General features: G+C 62.4%; 21 protein-coding genes. 15 read left to right on the top strand and 6 right to left on the bottom strand.

Annotated elements, in window-relative coordinates; genetic code table 11:
• The first annotated feature begins 91 nt into the window (after nt 1–91).
• On the top strand, nt 92–994 hold the full coding sequence (locus ACT5M9_RS10500; protein WP_457981698.1) for a LysR family transcriptional regulator: 903 nt from the start codon (nt 92–94) through the stop codon (nt 992–994).
• A 57-nt stretch (nt 995–1051) separates the two neighbouring features.
• Entirely contained in the window at nt 1052–1366 is a 315-nt protein-coding gene (locus tag ACT5M9_RS10495; RefSeq protein WP_457981700.1) for a putative signal transducing protein, read from the top strand.
• 400 nt (nt 1367–1766) lie between these two features.
• On the opposite strand, the gene ACT5M9_RS10490 is transcribed toward ACT5M9_RS10495, so the two are convergent.
• The gene (locus tag ACT5M9_RS10490; protein ID WP_438551751.1) at nt 1767–3050 is read right to left on the bottom strand and encodes a dicarboxylate/amino acid:cation symporter; all 1284 of its coding nucleotides are present in this window, start codon (nt 3048–3050) and stop codon (nt 1767–1769) included.
• A 208-nt stretch (nt 3051–3258) separates the two neighbouring features.
• Here ACT5M9_RS10490 and ACT5M9_RS10485 point away from each other — a divergent pair, with 208 nt between their 5' ends.
• Both ACT5M9_RS10485 and ACT5M9_RS10480 read left to right on the top strand, forming a co-directional pair.
• Nucleotides 3259–3504 carry a YecH family metal-binding protein gene (locus ACT5M9_RS10485; RefSeq protein WP_457981702.1) on the top strand — a complete coding sequence of 82 codons (246 nt, stop codon included), beginning with the start codon at nt 3259–3261 and terminating at the stop codon, nt 3502–3504.
• Between the two features lie 99 nt (nt 3505–3603).
• Nucleotides 3604–4203 carry a YhgN family NAAT transporter gene (locus tag ACT5M9_RS10480; protein WP_438551749.1) on the top strand — a complete coding sequence of 200 codons (600 nt, stop codon included), beginning with the start codon at nt 3604–3606 and terminating at the stop codon, nt 4201–4203.
• 33 nt (nt 4204–4236) lie between these two features.
• Here the strand turns inward: ACT5M9_RS10480 and ACT5M9_RS10475 are convergent, their stop codons facing one another.
• On the bottom strand, nt 4237–5205 hold the full coding sequence (locus ACT5M9_RS10475; RefSeq protein WP_457981704.1) for a LysR family transcriptional regulator: 969 nt from the start codon (nt 5203–5205) through the stop codon (nt 4237–4239).
• 270 nt (nt 5206–5475) lie between these two features.
• Here ACT5M9_RS10475 and tatA point away from each other — a divergent pair, with 270 nt between their 5' ends.
• From tatA to ACT5M9_RS10460, 3 genes are all read left to right on the top strand, one after another.
• The gene (tatA, locus tag ACT5M9_RS10470; protein WP_100858833.1) at nt 5476–5637 is read left to right on the top strand and encodes a twin-arginine translocase TatA/TatE family subunit; all 162 of its coding nucleotides are present in this window, start codon (nt 5476–5478) and stop codon (nt 5635–5637) included.
• 14 nt (nt 5638–5651) lie between these two features.
• Nucleotides 5652–5948 (top strand): YfcZ/YiiS family protein, encoded by a 297-nt coding sequence (locus ACT5M9_RS10465; protein ID WP_438551778.1) that lies wholly within the window; start codon nt 5652–5654, stop codon nt 5946–5948.
• Between the two features lie 122 nt (nt 5949–6070).
• Nucleotides 6071–7531, top strand: a complete 1461-nt coding sequence (locus ACT5M9_RS10460) for an MltF family protein (RefSeq protein ID WP_457981706.1) — start codon at nt 6071–6073, stop codon at nt 7529–7531.
• 3 nt (nt 7532–7534) lie between these two features.
• Here the strand turns inward: ACT5M9_RS10460 and ACT5M9_RS10455 are convergent, their stop codons facing one another.
• The gene (locus ACT5M9_RS10455) at nt 7535–7687 is read right to left on the bottom strand and encodes a hypothetical protein (protein WP_457981708.1); all 153 of its coding nucleotides are present in this window, start codon (nt 7685–7687) and stop codon (nt 7535–7537) included.
• Nucleotides 7688–7762: 75 nt separating this feature from the next.
• On the opposite strand from ACT5M9_RS10455, the gene ACT5M9_RS10450 reads away from it, so the two are divergent.
• The gene (locus ACT5M9_RS10450) at nt 7763–9013 is read left to right on the top strand and encodes a phospholipase D-like domain-containing protein (RefSeq protein WP_457981710.1); all 1251 of its coding nucleotides are present in this window, start codon (nt 7763–7765) and stop codon (nt 9011–9013) included.
• A gap of 453 nt (nt 9014–9466) precedes the next feature.
• Here ACT5M9_RS10450 and ACT5M9_RS10445 read toward each other — a convergent pair whose 3' ends face one another.
• Complete coding sequence (locus tag ACT5M9_RS10445) at nt 9467–10585, bottom strand: fatty acid desaturase (protein ID WP_457981712.1); 1119 nt, start codon at nt 10583–10585, stop codon at nt 9467–9469.
• Between the two features lie 149 nt (nt 10586–10734).
• Between ACT5M9_RS10445 and fabR the strand changes: the two genes are divergently transcribed.
• Both fabR and ACT5M9_RS10435 read left to right on the top strand, forming a co-directional pair.
• Nucleotides 10735–11355: an HTH-type transcriptional repressor FabR gene (fabR, locus tag ACT5M9_RS10440; RefSeq protein ID WP_349920678.1), complete on the top strand. Its 621-nt coding sequence runs from the start codon at nt 10735–10737 to the stop codon at nt 11353–11355.
• Between the two features lie 17 nt (nt 11356–11372).
• A complete protein-coding gene (locus ACT5M9_RS10435) occupies nt 11373–11738 on the top strand; it encodes a YijD family membrane protein (RefSeq protein ID WP_457981714.1) in 366 nt (121 codons plus the stop codon).
• A gap of 43 nt (nt 11739–11781) precedes the next feature.
• Here the strand turns inward: ACT5M9_RS10435 and ACT5M9_RS10430 are convergent, their stop codons facing one another.
• Nucleotides 11782–12093: a DUF1145 domain-containing protein gene (locus ACT5M9_RS10430; RefSeq protein ID WP_438551742.1), complete on the bottom strand. Its 312-nt coding sequence runs from the start codon at nt 12091–12093 to the stop codon at nt 11782–11784.
• Nucleotides 12094–12355: 262 nt separating this feature from the next.
• Nucleotides 12356–12985, bottom strand: a complete 630-nt coding sequence (gene rsmD / locus ACT5M9_RS10425; RefSeq protein WP_457981716.1) for a 16S rRNA (guanine(966)-N(2))-methyltransferase RsmD — start codon at nt 12983–12985, stop codon at nt 12356–12358.
• Nucleotides 12986–13096: 111 nt separating this feature from the next.
• Between rsmD and ftsY the strand changes: the two genes are divergently transcribed.
• From ftsY to can, 5 genes are all read left to right on the top strand, one after another.
• Complete coding sequence (ftsY, locus tag ACT5M9_RS10420; RefSeq protein ID WP_457981718.1) at nt 13097–14911, top strand: signal recognition particle-docking protein FtsY; 1815 nt, start codon at nt 13097–13099, stop codon at nt 14909–14911.
• 198 nt (nt 14912–15109) lie between these two features.
• Nucleotides 15110–15784, top strand: coding sequence for a cell division ATP-binding protein FtsE (ftsE, locus tag ACT5M9_RS10415; RefSeq protein ID WP_438551739.1), 675 nt, complete (start codon nt 15110–15112; stop codon nt 15782–15784).
• Nucleotides 15784–16737 (top strand): permease-like cell division protein FtsX, encoded by a 954-nt coding sequence (ftsX, locus tag ACT5M9_RS10410; protein WP_438551738.1) that lies wholly within the window; start codon nt 15784–15786, stop codon nt 16735–16737. The genes ftsE and ftsX overlap by 1 nt, the downstream gene beginning before the upstream one ends.
• 456 nt (nt 16738–17193) lie before the next feature.
• On the top strand, nt 17194–18048 hold the full coding sequence (gene rpoH / locus ACT5M9_RS10405) for an RNA polymerase sigma factor RpoH (protein ID WP_349920685.1): 855 nt from the start codon (nt 17194–17196) through the stop codon (nt 18046–18048).
• A gap of 139 nt (nt 18049–18187) precedes the next feature.
• Nucleotides 18188–18844, top strand: a complete 657-nt coding sequence (gene can, locus ACT5M9_RS10400; protein ID WP_349920686.1) for a carbonate dehydratase — start codon at nt 18188–18190, stop codon at nt 18842–18844.
• The last annotated feature ends 4 nt before the right edge of the window (nt 18845–18848 follow it).

Here is an 18848-nt window from a genome sequence, read left to right as displayed (position 1 = left end):
GTTTTTCCTGAACTGTGGAGTGCAGGCTAACATCGGCCCACTGTTTCGATTAGTATCCATCTATGAGATATACAGTTTCACTGGTGAGACAATGGATCTGAATGCAGCCTTGATCCTGGTGCGCATCGTCGACAAGGGCTCCTTCACCGCGGCGGCCCAGGATCTGGGGATGACCAAGGCGACGGTCAGCCGTCGCATCGCCGAGCTGGAGCAGCGGCTCGGGATTCGTTTGCTCTACCGCTCCACCCGTCAGCTCAGGTTGACCGAGGCGGGGGAGCAGTACTACCTGCGCTGCAGCAAGGCGGTGGAGGAGCTGGCTCAGGCGGAGCTGATGCTGAGCGCCAGCCAGCAGGAGGTGACAGGGACCCTCAAGCTGGCTGTCCCCATCGAGACGGGGCAGCTGGTGGTCGGCCGGCTGGTGGCGCGCTTCCTGCAAGCCTATCCGGGGTTGAGGGTGGATCTGGAGCTGACCAATCGCTATGTGGATCCCATCAGCGAGGGGCTGGATGCCATAGTGCGGATCGGCGACATGAATGACTCCAACCTGGCGGCCCGCCGGCTGTGGAGCACGGAGCGGCTGCTCTGTGCCAGCCCCGAATACCTGGCGCGCAGCCAGGGTGTGGAACGGCCGGAGGACCTAGTCCGCCACGAAAGGATTGCGGTGAGTACGGGGTTTCTCGCCTCTCACTGGTGCTTTGAACTGGATGGTAGAGAAGTGCTGGTGGATCCTCCCGCCAGGTTCACCGTCAACAACATTACCTGTGCCCGCGAGGCGGCCAAGGCCGGGTTGGGGCTGGCCTCCCTGCCCGCCATGCTGTGCCATGATGAGCTGGCGAGCGGCGCCCTGGTAGCCCTGTTGTCCGACTGGCGCCAGCCCAAGGTTCCGATCTATCTTCTGTTCCCGGAGCGGCGGCTGATGCCGCGCAAGTTACGGGTTTTCATCGATTTTCTGGTAGCGAACGGGCCGGACTACGGCATCGACAACCTGTTGTGAATGCCGGTGGCGACGCCACGCCGAGGCGGTATCGACAAGCAGTCTTGAGGAGACGCTATGGAACAGTGGATCAACTTGTATCGGGCCTCTCACTCCCTGGAGGCCCACGCCCTGAAGGGGGCGCTGGAGGTCGAGGGGGTGCGGGTGCGGCTCAGCGGAGAGGGGTTGTCGGGAGCCCTGGGGGAGCTGCCGGTGGATCTGCTGCAGGTGACCCTGATGGTGTGCGAGGTGGATCGCAGCCGGGCCGGCAGGATCATCGAGCGTTACCAGCAGCGCCAGGGCAACGGCTGGCTCTGTGGCCAGTGCGGGGAGGAGAACGGCCCCAACTTCGACATCTGCTGGCACTGTCACCACGATCCCCACGACCACTGATCCCCCCGCGACTCTCTTCGGTGATGGAGGGAACGGGAGCCCGGACTTCCGCTCCCGTCGGCGCCAAGAGGCGCCTCAGCGCAGGAAGTCGATATCCTCGCCCGCATTGGCGTCGTGATCCGGGCACGCCAGAGCCAGCTCTTCTCGCCCTAGCTCAACGCAGGGTGAAATCGATATCCTCACCCGCATTGGCGCCGTGACCCGGGCACGCCAGAGCCAGCCCTTCTCGCCCTAGCTCAACACAGGGTGAAGTCGATATCCTCGCCCGCATTGGCGTAGTGACCCAGGCACGCCAGAGCCAGCCCTTCTCGCCCTAGCTCAACACAGGGTGAAGTCGATATCCTCACCCGCATTGGTGTCGTGATCCGGGCACGCCAGAGCCAGCCCTTCTCGCCCTAGCTCAACGCAGGGTGAAGTCGATATCCTCGCCCGCATTGGCGTCGTGATAGGTCGCCAGATCCAGCTCCCCCTCGCTGCGGGCGATCAGCACGGACACCAGAATATCCCCGGAGACGTTGACCGTGGTGCGGGCCATGTCCAGCAGACGGTCGATTCCGGCGATGAGGGCAACCCCTTCCAGGGGCAGGCCCACCGCCGTGAGCGTCAGGGTGAGCAGCATCAGCCCCGTGCCCGGGGTGCCCGCCGTGCCGATGCTGGCCAGGGTGGCGATGCTGATGATGGTCAGGTAATCCACTAAGTGCAGATCTACCCCGAAGGCCTGGGCCACGAACAGCGCCGTTACCCCCTGATAGAGGGCGGTGCCATCCATGTTGATGGTGGCACCTATGGGCAGCACCTTGGCGGTGATGGCGGGGGAGACCCCCAGCCTGCGCTCGGCGCAGGCCAGGCTGATGGGCAGGGTGGTGCTGCTGGAGCTGCTGGTGAAGGCTACCGCCTGGGCATCCAGTATGCTCTTGAAGTAGTGCAGGGGGTTGAGGCGGGCCAGCAGGATCAACAGGCTGCTGTAGACCCCGAGCACGTGCAGCAGGCAGCCGAGGTAGACGGCGCCGATCACCTTGAGCAGGGGCAGCAGCAGGTCCAGCCCGTACTTGCCGGTCATCCAGGCCATCAGGGCGCAGACGCCGTAAGGGGCCAGCGCCATCACCATCTGGGTCAGCTTGAACATGCCCTCCGCCAATGAACCGAAGAAGCGGATGGCGGGGCGGCCGCGCCGACCGCTGGCATTGAGGGCCAGGGCCAGGGCCACCGCGAAGACGATCACCTGCAGGATCTTGCCGTCCACCATGGCCTGAATGGGATTGCGGGGAACCAGATGGCTCAGCACGCTGGCCAGGGTGGGTTGGGCCATGGCCCCGCTGCGCTCGTAGGGCCCCATGTTGGCGCCCATGCCGGGCTCCAGCAGCCAGCCCATCATCAGGCCGATGCAGATGGCGATGGCGGTGGAGAACAGATAGAGGGCGATGGCCTTGCCGCTGATCCTGTCCAGGGCCTTGCCCCCGAGCAGGGCGGTCAGGCCGGCGATGACGGAGCAGAAGATGAGGGGCACCATCAGCATCTGTATGGTGTTGACGAACAGCACGCCGATGGGCTTGAGCAGCAGCGCCTGCTCGCTGAAGCAGAGTCCGAGCGCTATGCCGCCGAGCATGCCGAGCAGGGTCTTCAACCAGAGCGGGCGGCGGGTCCAGATCCGCCAGGGCTTGAAGGCCCATCCATGGAACAGCATGACGCCAATGTCCTTATTTTCTGACTGCGATGGCAAAAAGGGGCGCTAGTGTAGCCATCCCGCCATCAGGTTGCCACATTATCGACAAAGCGGCGGCCACGACCAGCCCGACGGGGTGAAAAACGGCAATTTATTGGTCTATGTCAAGATCGGGGAGCCGGCTTGGGGTTCTAATTGGCATCTGACATGATAATTAACGAGGTTTCAGATGTTCCAATCGATACATGGTCACGAGGTGATGGAGATGATGCTGGCGCAGGGGGGGCAGTTCAGCCGTGCCAGCCTCAAGCAGGCGATCGACGAGCACTTCGGCGCCGACGCCCGCTTTCACACCTGCAGCGCCAGCGAGATGGATGCCGAGGCCCTGATCGATTTCCTGGCAAAGCGCGGCAAGTTCATCGAATCCGGTGAGGGTTTCCAGACCCACGCCGACAAGATCTGCAATCACGGCTGAGGCCGGCGGCGAGCCGCCCTGGGTGGCTCGCGCAATCTCCCTCCCTTTGTTAGTATTCTGCCCTCTCTTCTCTAGCTGAAGGCTTAGCCAGGGCGTTGTATGGATACTTTCTCCGCTGCCGTCATGTTGTTTCTGATCATGGACCCGCTGGGCAACCTGCCGGTCTTCCTCTCAATCCTGCGTCACGTCGATCCCAAGCGGCGCCGCAAGGTGATGATCCGAGAGCTGCTGTTCTCTCTGGTCATCATGATGGCCTTCCTGTTCGCCGGTCAGCAGATCCTGAGCTTCCTCAACCTGCGCCAGGAGGCGGTGAGCATCGCCGGCGGCATCATCCTCTTCCTCATCGCCATCAAGATGATCTTCCCGACCCCGGGGGGCGTGACCGGACTGGCTGCCGGGGAGGAACCCTTCCTGGTGCCCATGGCCATCCCCATGATTGCGGGCCCCTCCATCCTGGCCTCCTTGCTGCTGCTGGCGAACCAGGAGCCGACCCGGATGACGGACTGGTCCCTGGCCCTGTTGATGGCCTGGGGCGCCAGCGCCGTGATCCTGATGTTCTACGAGGTGTTCAACAAGCTGCTGGGTGAGCGAGGACTCACCGCCCTGGAGCGGCTGATGGGCATGCTGCTGGTGATGATCTCGGTACAGATGCTGCTGGACGGGGTGCACCACTATCTGGAAGTGACCGGCAAGGGGTAAGGCAAGGGCTGGCGCCGGGCCAGCCCTGAGGGGTCAGGCCGCCTCGGCCGCCGGGGTCTCCAGCTTGCCCATGATGAGGGTGAGCAGGGTCTCCCGCAGCCAGCGGTGTCCCGGATCCTCCTCGTGACGCTGATGCCAGATCAGCAGGTGAGAGATGCTGTCCAGCGCCATGGGTAGCGGCAGGGGCACCAGCGGATAGACCTGGGTCGCGTGGCGGGCATAGAGCTTGGACAGGGTCACGACCATGTCCGAGTGCATCGTCATGCGCAGCGCCGCCTCGAACGAGGGGACCGTCGCCTCTATGCGGCGATAGAGATCCTGCTCTGCCAGCTTGTGATCCAGCATCCAGCGATCCCGTCCCTCGCAGTAGGTCTGCACATGGGGATAGGCCAGGTAGCGGGCGAGATCCCATTCGGGCTGATGCAGTGCCGGGTGATCGGCGTGCACCAGGCAGGTGAGGTCATCGATGGCGAGCAGCCGCTGGCAGATGTTGCCGGGCAGGGTATCCAACCGGTAGTCCGAGGTGATGCAGTTCTCCCGCACCGCGAAGGCGATATCCACCTGGCCCTGGCCCATCTCGGTCAGGCTGTGCTCTGTCCACTCCTCGTAGCGCAGCCGCACGCCCGGGGCCTGGCGCTTGAGCTCGCTCAGATAGAGGGGGGCAAACAGGGTGAAGGCGCTGTCCATGCTGGCGATGACGAACTCCCGCTCCGTGCTGGCCGGATCGAAGGCCGGCGGCTGGATGAGGTTGTCCAGGGAGAGCAGTATGGGCTGCAACTGCTGCTGCAGATCCAGGGCGCGGGGGGTGGGATCCAGCCCGTAGGCGGAGCGCACGAACAGGGGATCGTCGAAGGTCTCCCGCAGGCGACCCAGGGCCTTGCTGACGGCGGACTGGCTCAGGTGCAGTCGGCGGGCGGCCCGGCTGCCGTTGCGCTCTTCCAGCAACACTTGCAGGATAATCAATAGATTAAGGTCGATACGGCCGAGCTGTTCCAGCAACATGATATGAATCCTCGTCAATTCTTAGTTGAATTTATACCATTTGTTTTCATATCTTGGCGACTCTATGCTCGATTCGTCTCTCGCCTTGTGGCGGCTGGTACAGGATGTAGCGGTTGAGGGGACAAGTAGCACTGACTCGTACGGCGGCCATGGTCGCCGTATTTTTTTGCCGATTGATTTGTAAACTTGCACCTGCCTTGATTTCGCCCAACAATTTCTACGCTTTCTTTTGATACAAACAATGGGTATCTATCAGTCAGGAGTATCCCGATGGGACTGGGTGGCATTCATATTTGGCATTTGTTGATCCTGCTGGTGGTCGTGGTCCTGGTGTTTGGCAGCAAGCGCCTGGCCGGCGCCGGTGAGGATCTGGGTACCGCCATCAAGGACTTTCGCAAGGCCTTGCGTGACGATGATACGCAGCCGAAATAAGTAGGAGTTGAATGATGTCTGTAAAAGATGAAGTGCTGGAAACCTGTGACAGCTGCGGCAGCATGGCCGAGATTGGAACCATCATCGGTGAGGGTGATGATGTGATGGAGCTGGTGATCGAGGCCGCGGCAGAGGCCGACGCCCGCGCCAAGCTGGCCGCCTATGAGGCGCTGGCCAAGCAGGTCACCGCCGAGGCCCAGTGCCACAGCGAGCTGACCCAGGGTGCCGACGGGGTGATCCTCAAGGCCCGCCTGCAATTCACCTGCACCGCCGAGAAGCTTATCTTCGAGATGCGTGCCCGCTCGATCTGAGCCCTGCGATCTGACGGCAGGCCCGCCTGCCGTCTTGCCCCTCCAGCCTGCTTCTCCCGTTCTATATTGAGTTATCCCGCGGGCAACCCTGTTCCGGGCGTCGGCCAGCAGAAGGAGAAGATATGCGGCTATGGCTCTGGGTCCTGCTGACACTCTGTTCCCTTCCCCTGCCGGCGGCGGATCTCAATCCCCAGTCTGGCGCCACCCCTTCCCGCGCCCCGGACGTCAGACCCAAGCTCCTGCCCCAACCCGGGGATCTCGCCCATATCCTGGAAAAGAAGGAGCTCAGGGCCCTGGTAGTCTATGAGCGGGGTTTCTTCTTCTTCGACAAGGGCGCCCAGTACGGCATCCTGGTCAATCAGCTGCAGGGCTTCGAGCGCTGGCTGAACAAGACCTACCTCCCCAAAGAGAAGCTCAAACTCAAGATCATCTATATCCCGGTGCGCCAGGACAAGCTGCTGGACTACCTCACCGAGGGGCGCGGGGATCTGGTGGCGGCCAACATGACGGTGACCCCGACCCGGCGCGAACAGGTGACCTTCTCCCAGCCCCTCATCACCCCCATCGAGGAGTGGGTGGTGAGCCAGCGGGAGCTGCCTGCCTTCAACCGCATCACCCAGCTCTCCGGGCGGCGGATCTGGGTGCGCGCCAGCTCCAGCTACTACGAGAGCCTGAACCAGCTGAACTGGCTGTTCCGGGAGCTGGGGCTGCCCCCCGTCTATATCGAGAAGGTGCCCGAGTACCTGCAGGACGGGGATCTGATGGAGATGGTGGCGGCGGGCATCATACCGCTCACCGTGACCGACAGCTTCAAGGGGCGGATCTGGCTCGACATGATTGGGGGGCTCAAGGCCCACAAGCTGATCCCCCTGCGGGACAAGGGCCGCAGCGCCTGGGCCCTGCGCAAGGACGACACCGGCCTGCTCAAGGCGGTGAACGACTACATCTCGGAGGCGAGCAAGCGCACCCTCTACAGCGACATGACGTTGCGCCGCCTGCTGGCCCAGAGCGAGCGGATGAGCAACATACTGGCGCCGGATCCCCTGGGGCGGCTCTCCACCATCCGCAAGGTGATCGAGACCCAGGCCGGCAAGTACCAGCTGGACTGGTTGATGCTGGCGGCGCTCGGCTACAAGGAGTCGGGGCTCAACCCCAACGTGCGATCCAACAAGGGGGCGGTGGGCATCATGCAGCTGCTGCCGAGTACCGGCGGCGCCGTGGGGATCCGCGGGGCCAGGCTCACCAGCCTGGAGGGCAATGTGGAGGCGGCCTGCCGCTACATGCGCCACATCCTGGATGTCTACTTCAACGATCCCGACATGGATAACCTCAACCGCCACCTGTTCGCGCTGGCGGCCTACAACGCCGGCCCCAACCGGGTGCAGGCGCTACAGGCCAAGGCCAAGGCCAGGGGGCTGGATCCGAACGTCTGGTTCGGTAACGTGGAGCAACTGGTGGCCAACGAAGTGGGGCAGGGGCCCATCAACTACGTCGGCACCATCTACAAATACTACGTGGCCTATCGTTTCAGCCTGCCCCAGCTGGAGGGCAAGACGGAGGCCATCGAGGCGGCGCAACCCTGACGCTCATCCCAGGCAAGGATCCTGCCGGACATCGATCGAGGCACCCCAGCCCTGATCCCTGTGTTGCAGGTACCAGGGTGCCAGCGGCCTGGCGACGGGCTCCGGCTGACAGGCCTGGGGCCTGTGGCTGAGTGAGGGGCTGTCATGAAGCTCCATGGTCGACTCCTTGGCACGCTGCGTTTGGGGCGCTTGCCCGGGTTATGCCACGACCCCATGACAAGGAGATGACGCTTGATCCCCGCCGAATTTGCTCTGCTGGAGGATCCTGGCGCGGCCCTCAAGCTGCGCTGCCAGTTGATCCGCACCGCCCGCAGCCGGATCCAGGCCCAGTACTACAGCTGGGAGGAGGACGGCAGCGGCAAGCTGCTGCTGGCGGAGCTGCTGCACGCCGCCAGGCGCGGGGTGCGGGTGCAACTGCTGATCGACGATCTCTATGCCGGTGATAACCGATTGCTGGAGATGGTGGCCCATGAGCCCGGTATCGAGGTGCGCCTGTTCAACCCCTTCTGGCTGCGGGGCTGGCGACGGCTGACCCTGTTGCTGGAGGGCCTGCTGAGCTTTCGGCGCATCAATCACCGCATGCACAACAAGCTGCTGCTGGTGGACGGCTGCCAGGGGGTGATAGGAGGCCGCAACATCGGCGATCGTTACTTCGGGCTGGGGGAGGCCCCACACTTCGTCGACCTGGATCTGGTCTGCCGCGGGGTGCTCTGCCAGCTGGCCGGGCAGGGCTTCGCGCTCTACTGGCGCAGCCGCTGGAGCCACCCCATCCGCCGTCTGCTGCGACGCAAACTGCTGCCCGCCGAGGTGGCGGCGGTCAATGGCTTCCTGCTCACCCTGATCGAGCCAGCGGTGGCGGCCCTCTACGATCTGCCCGCCAGCCTGTTCGACGACGAGCCCGTCCCCCTGCGCTGGCATGCGGGTCTGGGTGAATTCTGCTTCGATCGGCCGGGCAAGGGACTGGTGGCCCGGCCGACCATGTCGCGGGAGCTGAGCCGCCGTCTGAACCGCAATCCGGGAGCGTTGCGGTTGGTGAGCCCTTACCTTGTCCTGACCCGGAGCCTGCGTCGCAGCCTCAGACGCCAGCGGGAGGCGGGGGTGAATGTCACCATATTGACCAACTCCCTGGCCAGCACGGATGTGCCCCTGGTGTACGGTGCCTATCGCCGGCACAGGCCCTGGCTGGCGCACCAGCAAATAGCCCTGTTCGAGTTGGATGACGAGGCCCTGAGCCTGCACGCCAAGCTGATCCTGATGGGGGAGGAAGAGGCCCTGCTCGGCAGCTTCAATCTGGATCCCCGTTCCCTGATGCTCAACACCGAGCTGATGCTGCATCTGCACAGCCCTTCCCTGTGCGCCGAGTTGCAGCTGTGGCTGGAGCGCTGGCTGCAGGTCTCCGTCCAGCGGGTGGCGACCCCGTCGGCGGCACGGCGCCTGCTGGCCAGGCTGAGCGACTGGTTGCCCTTGCATCCCTGGCTGTGACGGTACCCTTGTGCGAGATCTCGCAAAGCCTTGTGCGCCTTGGTGGATAACGTTTGCCATCCAATCTCTCTTCATCATCCTATCGCTTTGTTTTTAATCACTTTATGTTCATGCATGAAGCAGAGGTCTAGCAGGGGTTTGCATAGGGGGTCGTACAAAGCGGTTTTTTATTTTATTTAACTGCGTAGTATTTCAAGGGCAAGGACAAACACGGCGGCGTGCTGCCGTGTGGGTGAAGGGAGTGGAAGGGAATGGTCGACCGGATTGCTCCGGCAGGCGCCACCTTCGGGGAGCGGAAACCCCTGAGGTGAAACAGACGCTTCCCCTGTTCGGAACCCAATATGGAACATGCTATTTGCGAGGGGGTGACATGCGAATGTCGCCCCATTTTTTATGCCTGGCTCGCACGAACAAAGACCGCCCATCTGGCGGTCTTTGTTCGTGCGAGCCTCGTCAGGCGATGCCGGCGAGCAGTCGGCTCCAGTTGCGCTTGCTGGCGATGAAGCCATCGCGCAGGGTGCGGTACTCCAGCTGCAGCTTCAACCTGTCGTAACGGGCCAGTGCCTTGCGTTTACGCTGCTCCAGCAGGTGCTTGCGGCTCGCGTAGTAGTGCTGGATCTGCTGGCTCAGCTTGTCGTACTCCTCCTGCAGCAGCGCCTGCCACAGCTCCCTGTCATCCTGCTTGTGCAACCGGGCCTGGGCCCGTTTCAGCTGCATCTGCAGCCTGGCCTGCTCGATGCGCTCCTCCGGGCAGGATCTCAGATCCCTCGCCAGCCCGCACCAGGCGGCGCCCTGGATCAGCCACTTGGTGGGATCGAACTGCCACCAGCGGATGCCGTTGCGGTAGTCGTTCTCGAACAGGTGGTGGAAGTTGTGGTACCCCTCGCCGAAGGTGAAGAAGGCCAGGATGCCGTTGTCCCGGGCGCTGTTGCGATCGGTGAAGGGCTGGCTGCCCCAGATGTGGGCCAGCGAGTTGATGAAGAAGGTGGTGTGATGGGTCATCACCATGCGCAGCACCCCGGCCAGCAGCAACATGCCGAGCAGATCCCCGTGGATGAGTCCCAGCAGCAGCGGGACGCCGAGGTTGGTGGCCAGGGTCAGGGCCAGATAGTACCTGTGCTGGAAGGCGACGATGGGGTTGTTCTGCAGATCCCGCACGTTGCCGTAGTCGTGATAGCGCTCGCCCTGGTATTCCCGCAGCATCCAGCCGATGTGGGAGTACCAGAAGCCGCGGCCGGCGCTGTAGGGATCCTGCTGGTTGTCATCCACATGGCGGTGGTGGCGGCGATGATCCGAGGACCAGTGCAGGGCCGAGTTCTGCAGGGCGAGGGCACCGCCGATGGCGAAGATCCACTGCAGGATCGGATGCGCCTTGTAGGCCTTGTGGGACCAGAGTCTGTGGTAGCCGGCGGTGATGGAGATGCCGCAATAGCAGAACAGCAGCAGGAAGCTGAGCCACTGCCAGAGATCGTAGCCATGGGTCAGCCCGTACCAGGGCACAGCAATCAGTGCCGTCAGCCCGGAGAGGGCGAACAGCAGGGTGTTGGTCATGATGATCGGGGGACGTTCCATCTCACTCGGTTCCTTTCAGCGAACAGCTGTGCGCCATTCTCCATTGAGCCGGAATGCGGGTCAATGGTAAAAAAGTGGGAGACAAACCTGATCCCGGCCCGCCCTTCGGGTTATCATTTGGCCTCGCTAACCTCAAGGTGACTGTTTTCGTGGGTATTCGCGCACAACAAAAAGAAAAAACCCGGCGTACGCTGATCGAGGCTGCATTCAGTCAACTCTGTGCCAACCGCAGCTTCTCCAATCTCAGCCTGCGGGAAGTGGCACGAGAGGCGGGCATAGCGCCGACCTCCTTCTATCGACACTTCCGCGACATGGAAGAGCTGGGGCTGACCCTGGTGGACGAAGGGGGCCTGACCCTGCGCCAGCTGATGCGCCAGGCGCGCCAGCGCATCGCGGGGGGTGGCAGCGTCATCAGCACCTCGGTGCAGACCTTCATGGAATTCGTGGAAAACAACCCGAACATCTTCCGCCTGCTGCTGCGTGAGCGCTCCGGCACCTCGGCGGCTTTCCGCCAGGCGGTGGCCCGGGAGATCCAGCACTTCATCGCCGAGCTGACCGATTACCTGGAGGCGACCACGGAGGCGCCGCGGGAAGAGGCCTTCATCCAGGCCGAGGCCATGGTGACCATCGTCTTCAGCGCCGGCGCCGATGCCCTCGACATGACCAGCGAGGAGTGCAAGGCCCTCTCCGATCGCACCATCAGCCAGCTGCGGATGATCGCCATGGGTGCCGAGGTGCTGAACCGCAAGCGTCGTGAATCACTCTCTTAACGCAAGGATGGACTGACATGCATGAACCGAATCCTATCCCGAAGAAACCCCTGCTGCTGGCCCTGCTCGTCGGCATCTGTGGTGACGCCTTCCTGTCGGTGTTGACCGAGTCGGCCGTGCCTTTCTCCTTCTTCCCCCTGATCGCCCTGGTGCTGGCGGCCTATCAGCTCTATCAGCATTACCGTCATGAGCCCATGGTGGGGAATACCCCGGCCTGCATGGTGCTCAGCTTTTTCATCGGCGTGTTCGGCCATTCGGCACTGATCAAGGTGCAATACCCGGAACTGGGCAGCAATTTCTTCTCCCTGATCGCCATGTTGCTGCTGCTGGCCGTACTCTCCATCAAGCTCGGCATCAGCCTGGGGAAAAAAGTAAAGGAGTGACGAATCACTCCTTTCTCACTGGGATTGGATTGAGGGCTCGACCTCAGTCGGCTTGAGGAGGCGTGCCTTTTTGCTTGGCATCTATGATGGCCTGCAGCTTGGCGCGGATCTCCATCATGCCGAAGACGCCGAAGACCAGCACCTGGGTGAACTCGAGCCGGGTGACCGCGAAGTAGGGCTTGCAGGCCGCCTTGATGAGGCTGGCCTGTACCCAGTGCATCAGCGCCACGATCAGGCCGCAGACCGGCAGGAAGCCGTTCAACTTGCCGGGCAGGGTACCCAGCAGCGCGAGGATCACGCCGAGCCAGAAGAACAGCAGCACACCCATCGCCAACAGATTAAACACCCGCTTCATCACTTACCTCCCGCACATAGAGTTGATAGCAGACCCGATTTGATCGACCTGCTTGTCCTTGAATAATTGCCCAAATTGACGGAGAGGGGCCCATCGCCCATTTCCCCACCCGACCGGTGTTTAAACCGCAGTGTCATTCTTGGTGTCCCGCAGATAGAGCTGGTAGCAGACCTGCCTGATCTGATCGACCTGCTTGTCCTTGAGTCATTGCCCACATTGACCGGGGAGGGGCCCATCGCCCATTCCCCCTCCCGACCGGTGCTTAAACCGCAGCGTCATTCTTGGTGTCCCGCAGATAGAGCTGATAGCAGACCTGACCGGCCTGTTTGTCCTTGAGCAATTGCCAGCTGGCGGGCAGCGCCAGATCGGCCATCTCTTTTTCCCGTTCAAGATAGATGAGGGCGTCCGGCGCCAGCCAGCCACGCTGCTCCAGCAGGTCGCACACCTGGGGCAGCAGCTCGCGGCGAAACGGCGGATCCAGGAATACCAGATCGAAAGGAGTCGCGGGGCCCTGCAGCCAGCTGACGGCATCGGCCTGGATGACTCGACCCTGCGGGCTGCCGAGCGCCGCCAGGTTCTTCTTGAGCTGCTCGGCGGCCCCCTTGTCCATCTCGACCAGGGTCACCTGCTCGGCATAGCGGGAGAGCGCCTCCAGCCCCAGGCCGCCACTGCCGGCAAAGAGATCGAGGCAGCGGGTGCCGCGCACATGGGGGGCCAGCCAGTTGAAGATGGTCTCCTTGACACGATCCGTGGTGGGTCTGAGCCCATCCAGGTCCCTGACCGGCAGTTTACGCCCCTTCCACTGGCCGCTGATGATTCTTACAAACCCGCTCTTGCCCTGTGAAGATGGCTTGGGGTGGGGGTTATTACGGCTGGTTTTCACTCTGGGCATCGCGTTTCGTCGTCAGAAAATAAAGTGGTAGTATAAGCCGGTTCATTTTTATGCCGGCCCACCGAGGGACGGCTATCTTAGCAGTCAGCCAACGAAGTGAGTATTTTTTAGATGGCAAAAGGTTTGTTTTCCTGGCTGGGTTTCGGCCGCAAGAAAGAAGAGGCCGAGGTCGCCCCATCAGAGGCCCCCGCAGCCACCCCGGTGATCCCTGAGTCCGAGGCCGGTGCGGCCTCCGTTCCCGTTGCCGAGACTCCCCTGCCCGAGGCAGCCGTTGCAACTGCCGAAGAGTTCCCCGAGACACCGGATGAAGGCCCCCTGGTGGTGGAGGAGTGCACCTCCGAGCTCGAACCTGTCATCGTCAACGAAGCCCTGATCGCCGACGAGGCGCAGGCTGCGGAAGAGTCTCGTCTTGCCGTTGAGGCACAGGCCGCCGAAGAGGCCCGCATCGCCGCCGAAGCTCAGGCTGCGGAGGAGGCTCGCATTGCCGCCGAGGCTCAGGCTGCGGAAGAGGATCGCATCGCCGCCGAGGCTCAGGCCGCCGAAGAGGCTCGTATCGCCGCCGCCGCTCAGGCTGCCGAAGAAACCCGCATCGTTGCCGAGGCCCAGGCCGCCGAAGAGGCCCGCATCGCCGCCGAGGCTCTGGCTGCCGAAGAGGCTCGTATCGCCGCCGAGGCTCAGGCTGCGGAGGAAGAGCGCATCGTTGCCGCAGCTCAGGCTGCGGAAGAGGATCGCATCGCCGCCGAGGCCCAGGCTGCCGAAGAAGCCCGTATCGCCGCCGAGGCTCAGGCTGCCGAAGAGGCCCGTATTGCCGCCGAGGCTCAGGCCGCCGAAGAGGCCCGCATTGCCGCCGAGGCCCAGGCCGCGGAAGAGGCCCGTATCGCCAAAGAGGCCCAGCGCGCGGAAGATCTGCGCCTGGTGGCCGAGATGGAGGCTGAAGCCGCCGCCCTGGCTGCCCTGCCGCTGGCCGCCAAGGTGGACGACGATACCCAGGAGAAGCCGCAGCGGGAGGGTTTCTTCGCCCGCCTCAAGCGTAGTCTGGTGCGCACCCGGGAGAATATCGGTTCCGGTTTCTTCGGCCTGTTCCGTGGCAAGAAGATCGACGACGAGCTGTTCGAGGAGCTGGAGACCCAGCTGCTGACCGCCGATCTCGGTGTCGATACCACCAGCCGCATCATCGAGGGGCTGGTGCAGCATGCGGATCGCAAGCAGCTCAAGGATGCCGAAGCGCTCTACGGCCTGCTCAAGCAGGACATGGGCGAGATGCTGGCCAAGGTCGAGCAGCCCCTGGTGATCGACACCAGCAAGAAGCCTTACGTGATCCTGATGGTGGGTGTGAACGGCGTCGGCAAGACCACCACCATCGGCAAGCTGGCCAAGCAGTTCCAGGCCGAGGGCAAGAGCGTGATGCTGGCCGCCGGCGATACCTTCCGTGCCGCCGCCGTCGAGCAGCTGCAGGTGTGGGGCCAGCGCAACAACATCCCGGTGATTGCCCAGCACACCGGGGCGGACTCCGCCTCCGTCATTTATGACGCCATCGAGGCTGCCCGCTCCCGTGGCGCCGACGTATTGATCGCCGACACCGCCGGTCGCCTGCAGAACAAGAGCAACCTGATGGAAGAGCTCAAGAAGGTGGTGCGGGTGATGAAGAAGCTGGACGATGCGGCGCCCCACGAGATCATGCTGACTCTGGACGCAGGCACCGGCCAGAACGCCCTGAGCCAGGCCAAGCTGTTCAGCGAGGCGGTGGGCCTGACCGGCATCACCCTCACCAAGCTGGACGGCACCGCCAAGGGCGGCGTCATCTTCGCGGTGGCCGACAAGTTCCAGATCCCGATCCGCTATATCGGGGTGGGCGAGGGGATCGACGATCTGCGTCCGTTCGTCGCCAACGACTTCATCGAGGCGCTGTTCAGCCGGGACGAATAAGTCCTGTCGTGATGAACCTGTGCCATGCCCCGACCCCGATCGGGGCATGTCGCTATCGGGGTCTGTGATGGCTCACAGGGACAAGATCAACAAGATGTACGGTCGCGGTGACGGCACGCAAGCAGTCAGGTGATGCCACCATGAGTGAGCGTCCCGTGCTTCGATCCCGGTCGGGACTGGTCAATATGAGGGAGCCGAATGATTCGTTTCGATAAGGTCAGCAAGGTATACAGTGGCGGCCATCAGGCGTTGCAGAAGGTCAGTTTCCACCTGCGCAAGGGGGAGATGGCCTTCCTGACCGGTCACTCCGGGGCGGGCAAGAGTACCCTGCTCAAGCTCATCAGCGTGATGGAGCGGCCGACCGACGGCCGGGTCTTCTTCCACGGGGACGACGTCAGCCAGATCAAGCGTGGCCAGATCCCCTATGTGCGCCGTCAGATCGGCATGATCTTCCAGGATCACCGCCTGCTGATGGACAGAACCGTGTTCGACAACGTGGCCCTGCCCCTGGTGATCGACGGCTACAGCCACGGGGACATCAACAAGCGGGTGGCGGCGGCGCTGGACAAGGTGGGCCTGCTCGGCAAGGAGCGTTACCAGCCGCGCATGCTCTCCGGCGGTGAGCAGCAGCGGGTCGGCATCGCCCGTGCCATCGTCAACAAGCCGCCGCTGCTGCTGGCGGATGAGCCCACCGGCAACCTGGATCCCCAGCTCTCCATGGACATCATGCGGCTGTTCGAGGAGTTCAATCGCTTCGGCGTCTCCGTGCTGATCGCCACCCACGATCTGGGTCTCATCGCCCGCATGCGCTATCGCACCTTGACCCTCAAGGCGGGCCGCATGTATTCACAGCAACCGGAGGAGGAAGTCTGATGGCCATCGTTCGTCATAAACAGCCCCTGTTGCGCCGCCTCGTCATGTACTGGGTGGATCACCTGCGTCAGGCCTTCGCCAGCATGGGGGAGCTGTGGCGCAATCCGCTCGCCTCCCTGATGACCCTGGCGGTGCTCGGCGTCAGCCTGGCGCTGCCCTCCTGCTTCCACGTGCTGCTGAAGAACGCCGAGATCGTGGAGGGGAGCTGGCAGACCAGTTCCCAGATCTCCCTCTATCTGCGCAAGGACCTGCCGGAGCAGAGCATCCTCGACATGAAGCAGCGGATCCTGCTCTACCCCGAGGTGGAGTCCGTCACCTACATGAACCGGGACGAGGCGCTGAAGGAGTTTCGCGAGATCTCAGGCTTCGGTGACGCCCTCGACTACCTCGACAGCAACCCGCTGCCGCCTGTGCTGAGCGTGATCCCGGATCCCCGCTGGCAGAACCCGGAAGGGGCCGCCGAGCTGCTCGCCAAGCTGGAGAACGAACCCGGTGTCGAGCAGGGCAAGCTGGACTTGCAATGGCTGACCCGGTTGCAGGGGATCATGAACCTGCTGCGCCACACCATCACAGGCATCGCCGTGCTGCTGCTCTCCGCCGTGCTGCTGATCGTCGGCAACACGCTCAGGCTGAATATTCTCAACCAGCGCTCCGAGATCGAGGTGCTCAAGCTGGTGGGGGCAACCGATGCCTTCATTCACCGTCCCTTCCTCTATACCGGCATCTGGTTCGGGGTCATCGGCGGCATGCTAGCCTGGTGGCTGACCGAGGTGATGGTGATCTGGAGCGAAGGGGTGGTGAAGGAGCTGGCCGGTCTCTACAACAGCAATTTCCGGCTGGTGGGGATGGGGGCCGTCGATGGTCTCAATCTGATACTTCTGGGTGCCTTGTTGGGCTTGATCGCGTCCTGGTTTTCGGTGCACAGACACATTCGTGACATAGAACCTTCCTGATTGATTTACCAGCGCTGCAAAGCGCTGGATTTTGAGAACTGGATCAAGTAAAAGAAGGGCCCGTTTCTGGCACGGGCAAGTTTCTCAGAGTAATCTGAATGATACCTGATCGCAGGATCTTGTCTGAGTCCCGTGAACCTTTTGATTTATAAGCAGTCTATTAAGTGCGACAGAATGTATACGGGTATGGCCCCTCTGCCTTGCTCGTCTGACTTGGCAAGCATGTGAAGGTTGCGAGCTCCGCAACAATGGACTTAGCATGCTACTTTTCAGGGGTCCTTCACTGTGACCCCTTTTTTTTGATTGTTCATTTATGATTCATCCCCCAGTCCTAAGATAAGCCGGGTTCGCGCTGGGATCGCCGATGTTTGATTCAGACCCCAGAATGGCATCCGGTCAGTAGACAGACCCTCTCAGGGTGTTAGACTGATTCGATTGAAAAGTAAGAGGTAGAACATGGGAACTTCATTGCAACGCACTATGGCCCTGATCCCGCAAGGTAGTCTGGAAGGCTATATCCAGGCAGTTAACTCGATTCCTGTGCTGAGCGCAGAGGAAGAGCGTGAACTGGCGACGCGTTTGCAGCAGGGTGGCGATCTCGAGGCTGCCCGTCAGCTGGTCATGTCGCACCTGCGTTTTGTTGTTCACGTGGCCAAGAGCTATGCCGGTTATGGCCTGCCCCAGGCCGATCTGGTGCAGGAAGGCAACATAGGCCTGATGAAGGCGGTGAAGCGTTTCGACCCGAGCGTCGGTGTGCGTCTGGTCTCCTTCGCCGTGCACTGGATCAAGGCCGAGATCCACGAATATGTGCTGCGCAACTGGCGCATGGTCAAGGTGGCGACCACCAAGGCCCAGCGCAAGCTCTTCTTCAACCTGCGCAAATCCAAGAAGCGTCTGGGCTGGTTCAGCCACGACGAGGTACAGGCCGTCGCCGCCGAGCTCGGGGTCTCCCCGTCCGACGTGACCGAGATGGAAGCGCGGATGAGCAACTACGATCAGGCGTTCGATCTGGTCGGCGATGATGAAGACGAGGGTGGCTTCGCCCCGGTGCACTATCTGGAAGACAAGTCTTCCGATCTCGCCGCCACCATAGAGAACGATAACTGGGACAACCATGCCACCCGTCGTCTGAGTGCGGCCATGGCGACCCTGGATGAGCGCAGCCAGCACATCATCCGTGCCCGCTGGCTCGACGAAGAGAGCAAGACCACCCTGCAGGAGCTGGCCGATACCTACGGCGTCTCGGCGGAGCGGGTGCGTCAGCTCGAGAAGAATGCGCTCAAGAAACTGAAAGACGCCATGGATGCCTGAGGGCACTCTCCATACGAAGCAGGGCCTGATGGCCCTGTTTTTGTATCTGCGCCACCAGATCGGATCTGTGGTGACGCTGTGCCCCCAATGGTCTTGAATGTGTTATGTTGCCGCGGTTAACACTCTAGGGAGAGTTGAAGTGAAACTGTTAAACGACTTGTTTACCAATAACCGCGAGTGGGCGGAGCAGATCAAGGCCGAAGACCCCGAGTTCTTCGCCACCCTCTCGGCCCAGCAGGCGCCCGAGTATCTCTGGATCGGCTGCTCCGACAGCCGGGTGCCCGCCAACCAGCTGATGGGCCTGCTGCCGGGGGACGTGTTCGTTCACCGCAACGTCGCCAACCTGGTGGTACACACCGACTTCAACTGCCTCTCCGTGCTGCAATATGCGGTGGAGGTGCTTAAGGTGAAACACATCATCGTCTGCGGCCACTACGGCTGTGGGGGTGTGCTGGCCGCCATGAAGAACACCGAGCTGGGTCTCATCGACAACTGGCTGCGCAACATCAAGGATGTCTACTTCAAGTACCGTGAGCAGCTCGATGCCATCGAAGACGAGCACGAGCGCCACGACTACCTGTGCGAGCTGAACGTGGCCGAGCAGGTGGCCAACGTCTGTCACACCACCATCATCCAGAACGCCTGGCGCAAGGGGCAGGAGCTGGCGGTGCACGGCTGGATCTACGGGATCAAGGACGGTCTGCTGCACGATCTGGATCTCTGCATCAGCGGACCGGACCAGATCGCCGACGTCTATCGTGCCTGGCCGGACACCCGTCCGCCCCGTCGTCGCTGAGGAT

This window comes from Aeromonas sp. AE23HZ002T15 (genome assembly GCF_054165525.2).
Note: the sequence above shows the minus strand (reverse complement) of the source record. Positions and strands in the feature narration are given on the sequence as shown.

Bases quoted from the DNA above. Each gene is read 5' to 3' on its own strand.
- ACT5M9_RS10500 (WP_457981698.1), top strand. From the start codon at position 92: ATGGATCTGAATGCAGCCTTGATCCTGGTGCGCATCGTCGACAAGGGC.
- ACT5M9_RS10495 (WP_457981700.1), top strand. From the start codon at position 1,052: ATGGAACAGTGGATCAACTTGTATCGGGCCTCTCACTCCCTGGAGGCC.
- ACT5M9_RS10490 (WP_438551751.1), bottom strand. From the start codon at position 3,050: ATGCTGTTCCATGGATGGGCCTTCAAGCCCTGGCGGATCTGGACCCGC.
- ACT5M9_RS10485 (WP_457981702.1), top strand. From the start codon at position 3,259: ATGTTCCAATCGATACATGGTCACGAGGTGATGGAGATGATGCTGGCG.
- ACT5M9_RS10480 (WP_438551749.1), top strand. From the start codon at position 3,604: ATGGATACTTTCTCCGCTGCCGTCATGTTGTTTCTGATCATGGACCCG.
- ACT5M9_RS10475 (WP_457981704.1), bottom strand. From the start codon at position 5,205: ATGTTGCTGGAACAGCTCGGCCGTATCGACCTTAATCTATTGATTATC.
- tatA (WP_100858833.1), top strand. From the start codon at position 5,476: ATGGGACTGGGTGGCATTCATATTTGGCATTTGTTGATCCTGCTGGTG.
- ACT5M9_RS10465 (WP_438551778.1), top strand. From the start codon at position 5,652: ATGTCTGTAAAAGATGAAGTGCTGGAAACCTGTGACAGCTGCGGCAGC.
- ACT5M9_RS10460 (WP_457981706.1), top strand. From the start codon at position 6,071: ATGCGGCTATGGCTCTGGGTCCTGCTGACACTCTGTTCCCTTCCCCTG.
- ACT5M9_RS10455 (WP_457981708.1), bottom strand. From the start codon at position 7,687: ATGGAGCTTCATGACAGCCCCTCACTCAGCCACAGGCCCCAGGCCTGT.
- ACT5M9_RS10445 (WP_457981712.1), bottom strand. From the start codon at position 10,585: ATGGAACGTCCCCCGATCATCATGACCAACACCCTGCTGTTCGCCCTC.
- ACT5M9_RS10435 (WP_457981714.1), top strand. From the start codon at position 11,373: ATGCATGAACCGAATCCTATCCCGAAGAAACCCCTGCTGCTGGCCCTG.
- ACT5M9_RS10430 (WP_438551742.1), bottom strand. From the start codon at position 12,093: ATGAAGCGGGTGTTTAATCTGTTGGCGATGGGTGTGCTGCTGTTCTTC.
- rsmD (WP_457981716.1), bottom strand. From the start codon at position 12,985: ATGCCCAGAGTGAAAACCAGCCGTAATAACCCCCACCCCAAGCCATCT.
- ftsY (WP_457981718.1), top strand. From the start codon at position 13,097: ATGGCAAAAGGTTTGTTTTCCTGGCTGGGTTTCGGCCGCAAGAAAGAA.
- ftsE (WP_438551739.1), top strand. From the start codon at position 15,110: ATGATTCGTTTCGATAAGGTCAGCAAGGTATACAGTGGCGGCCATCAG.
- ftsX (WP_438551738.1), top strand. From the start codon at position 15,784: ATGGCCATCGTTCGTCATAAACAGCCCCTGTTGCGCCGCCTCGTCATG.
- rpoH (WP_349920685.1), top strand. From the start codon at position 17,194: ATGGGAACTTCATTGCAACGCACTATGGCCCTGATCCCGCAAGGTAGT.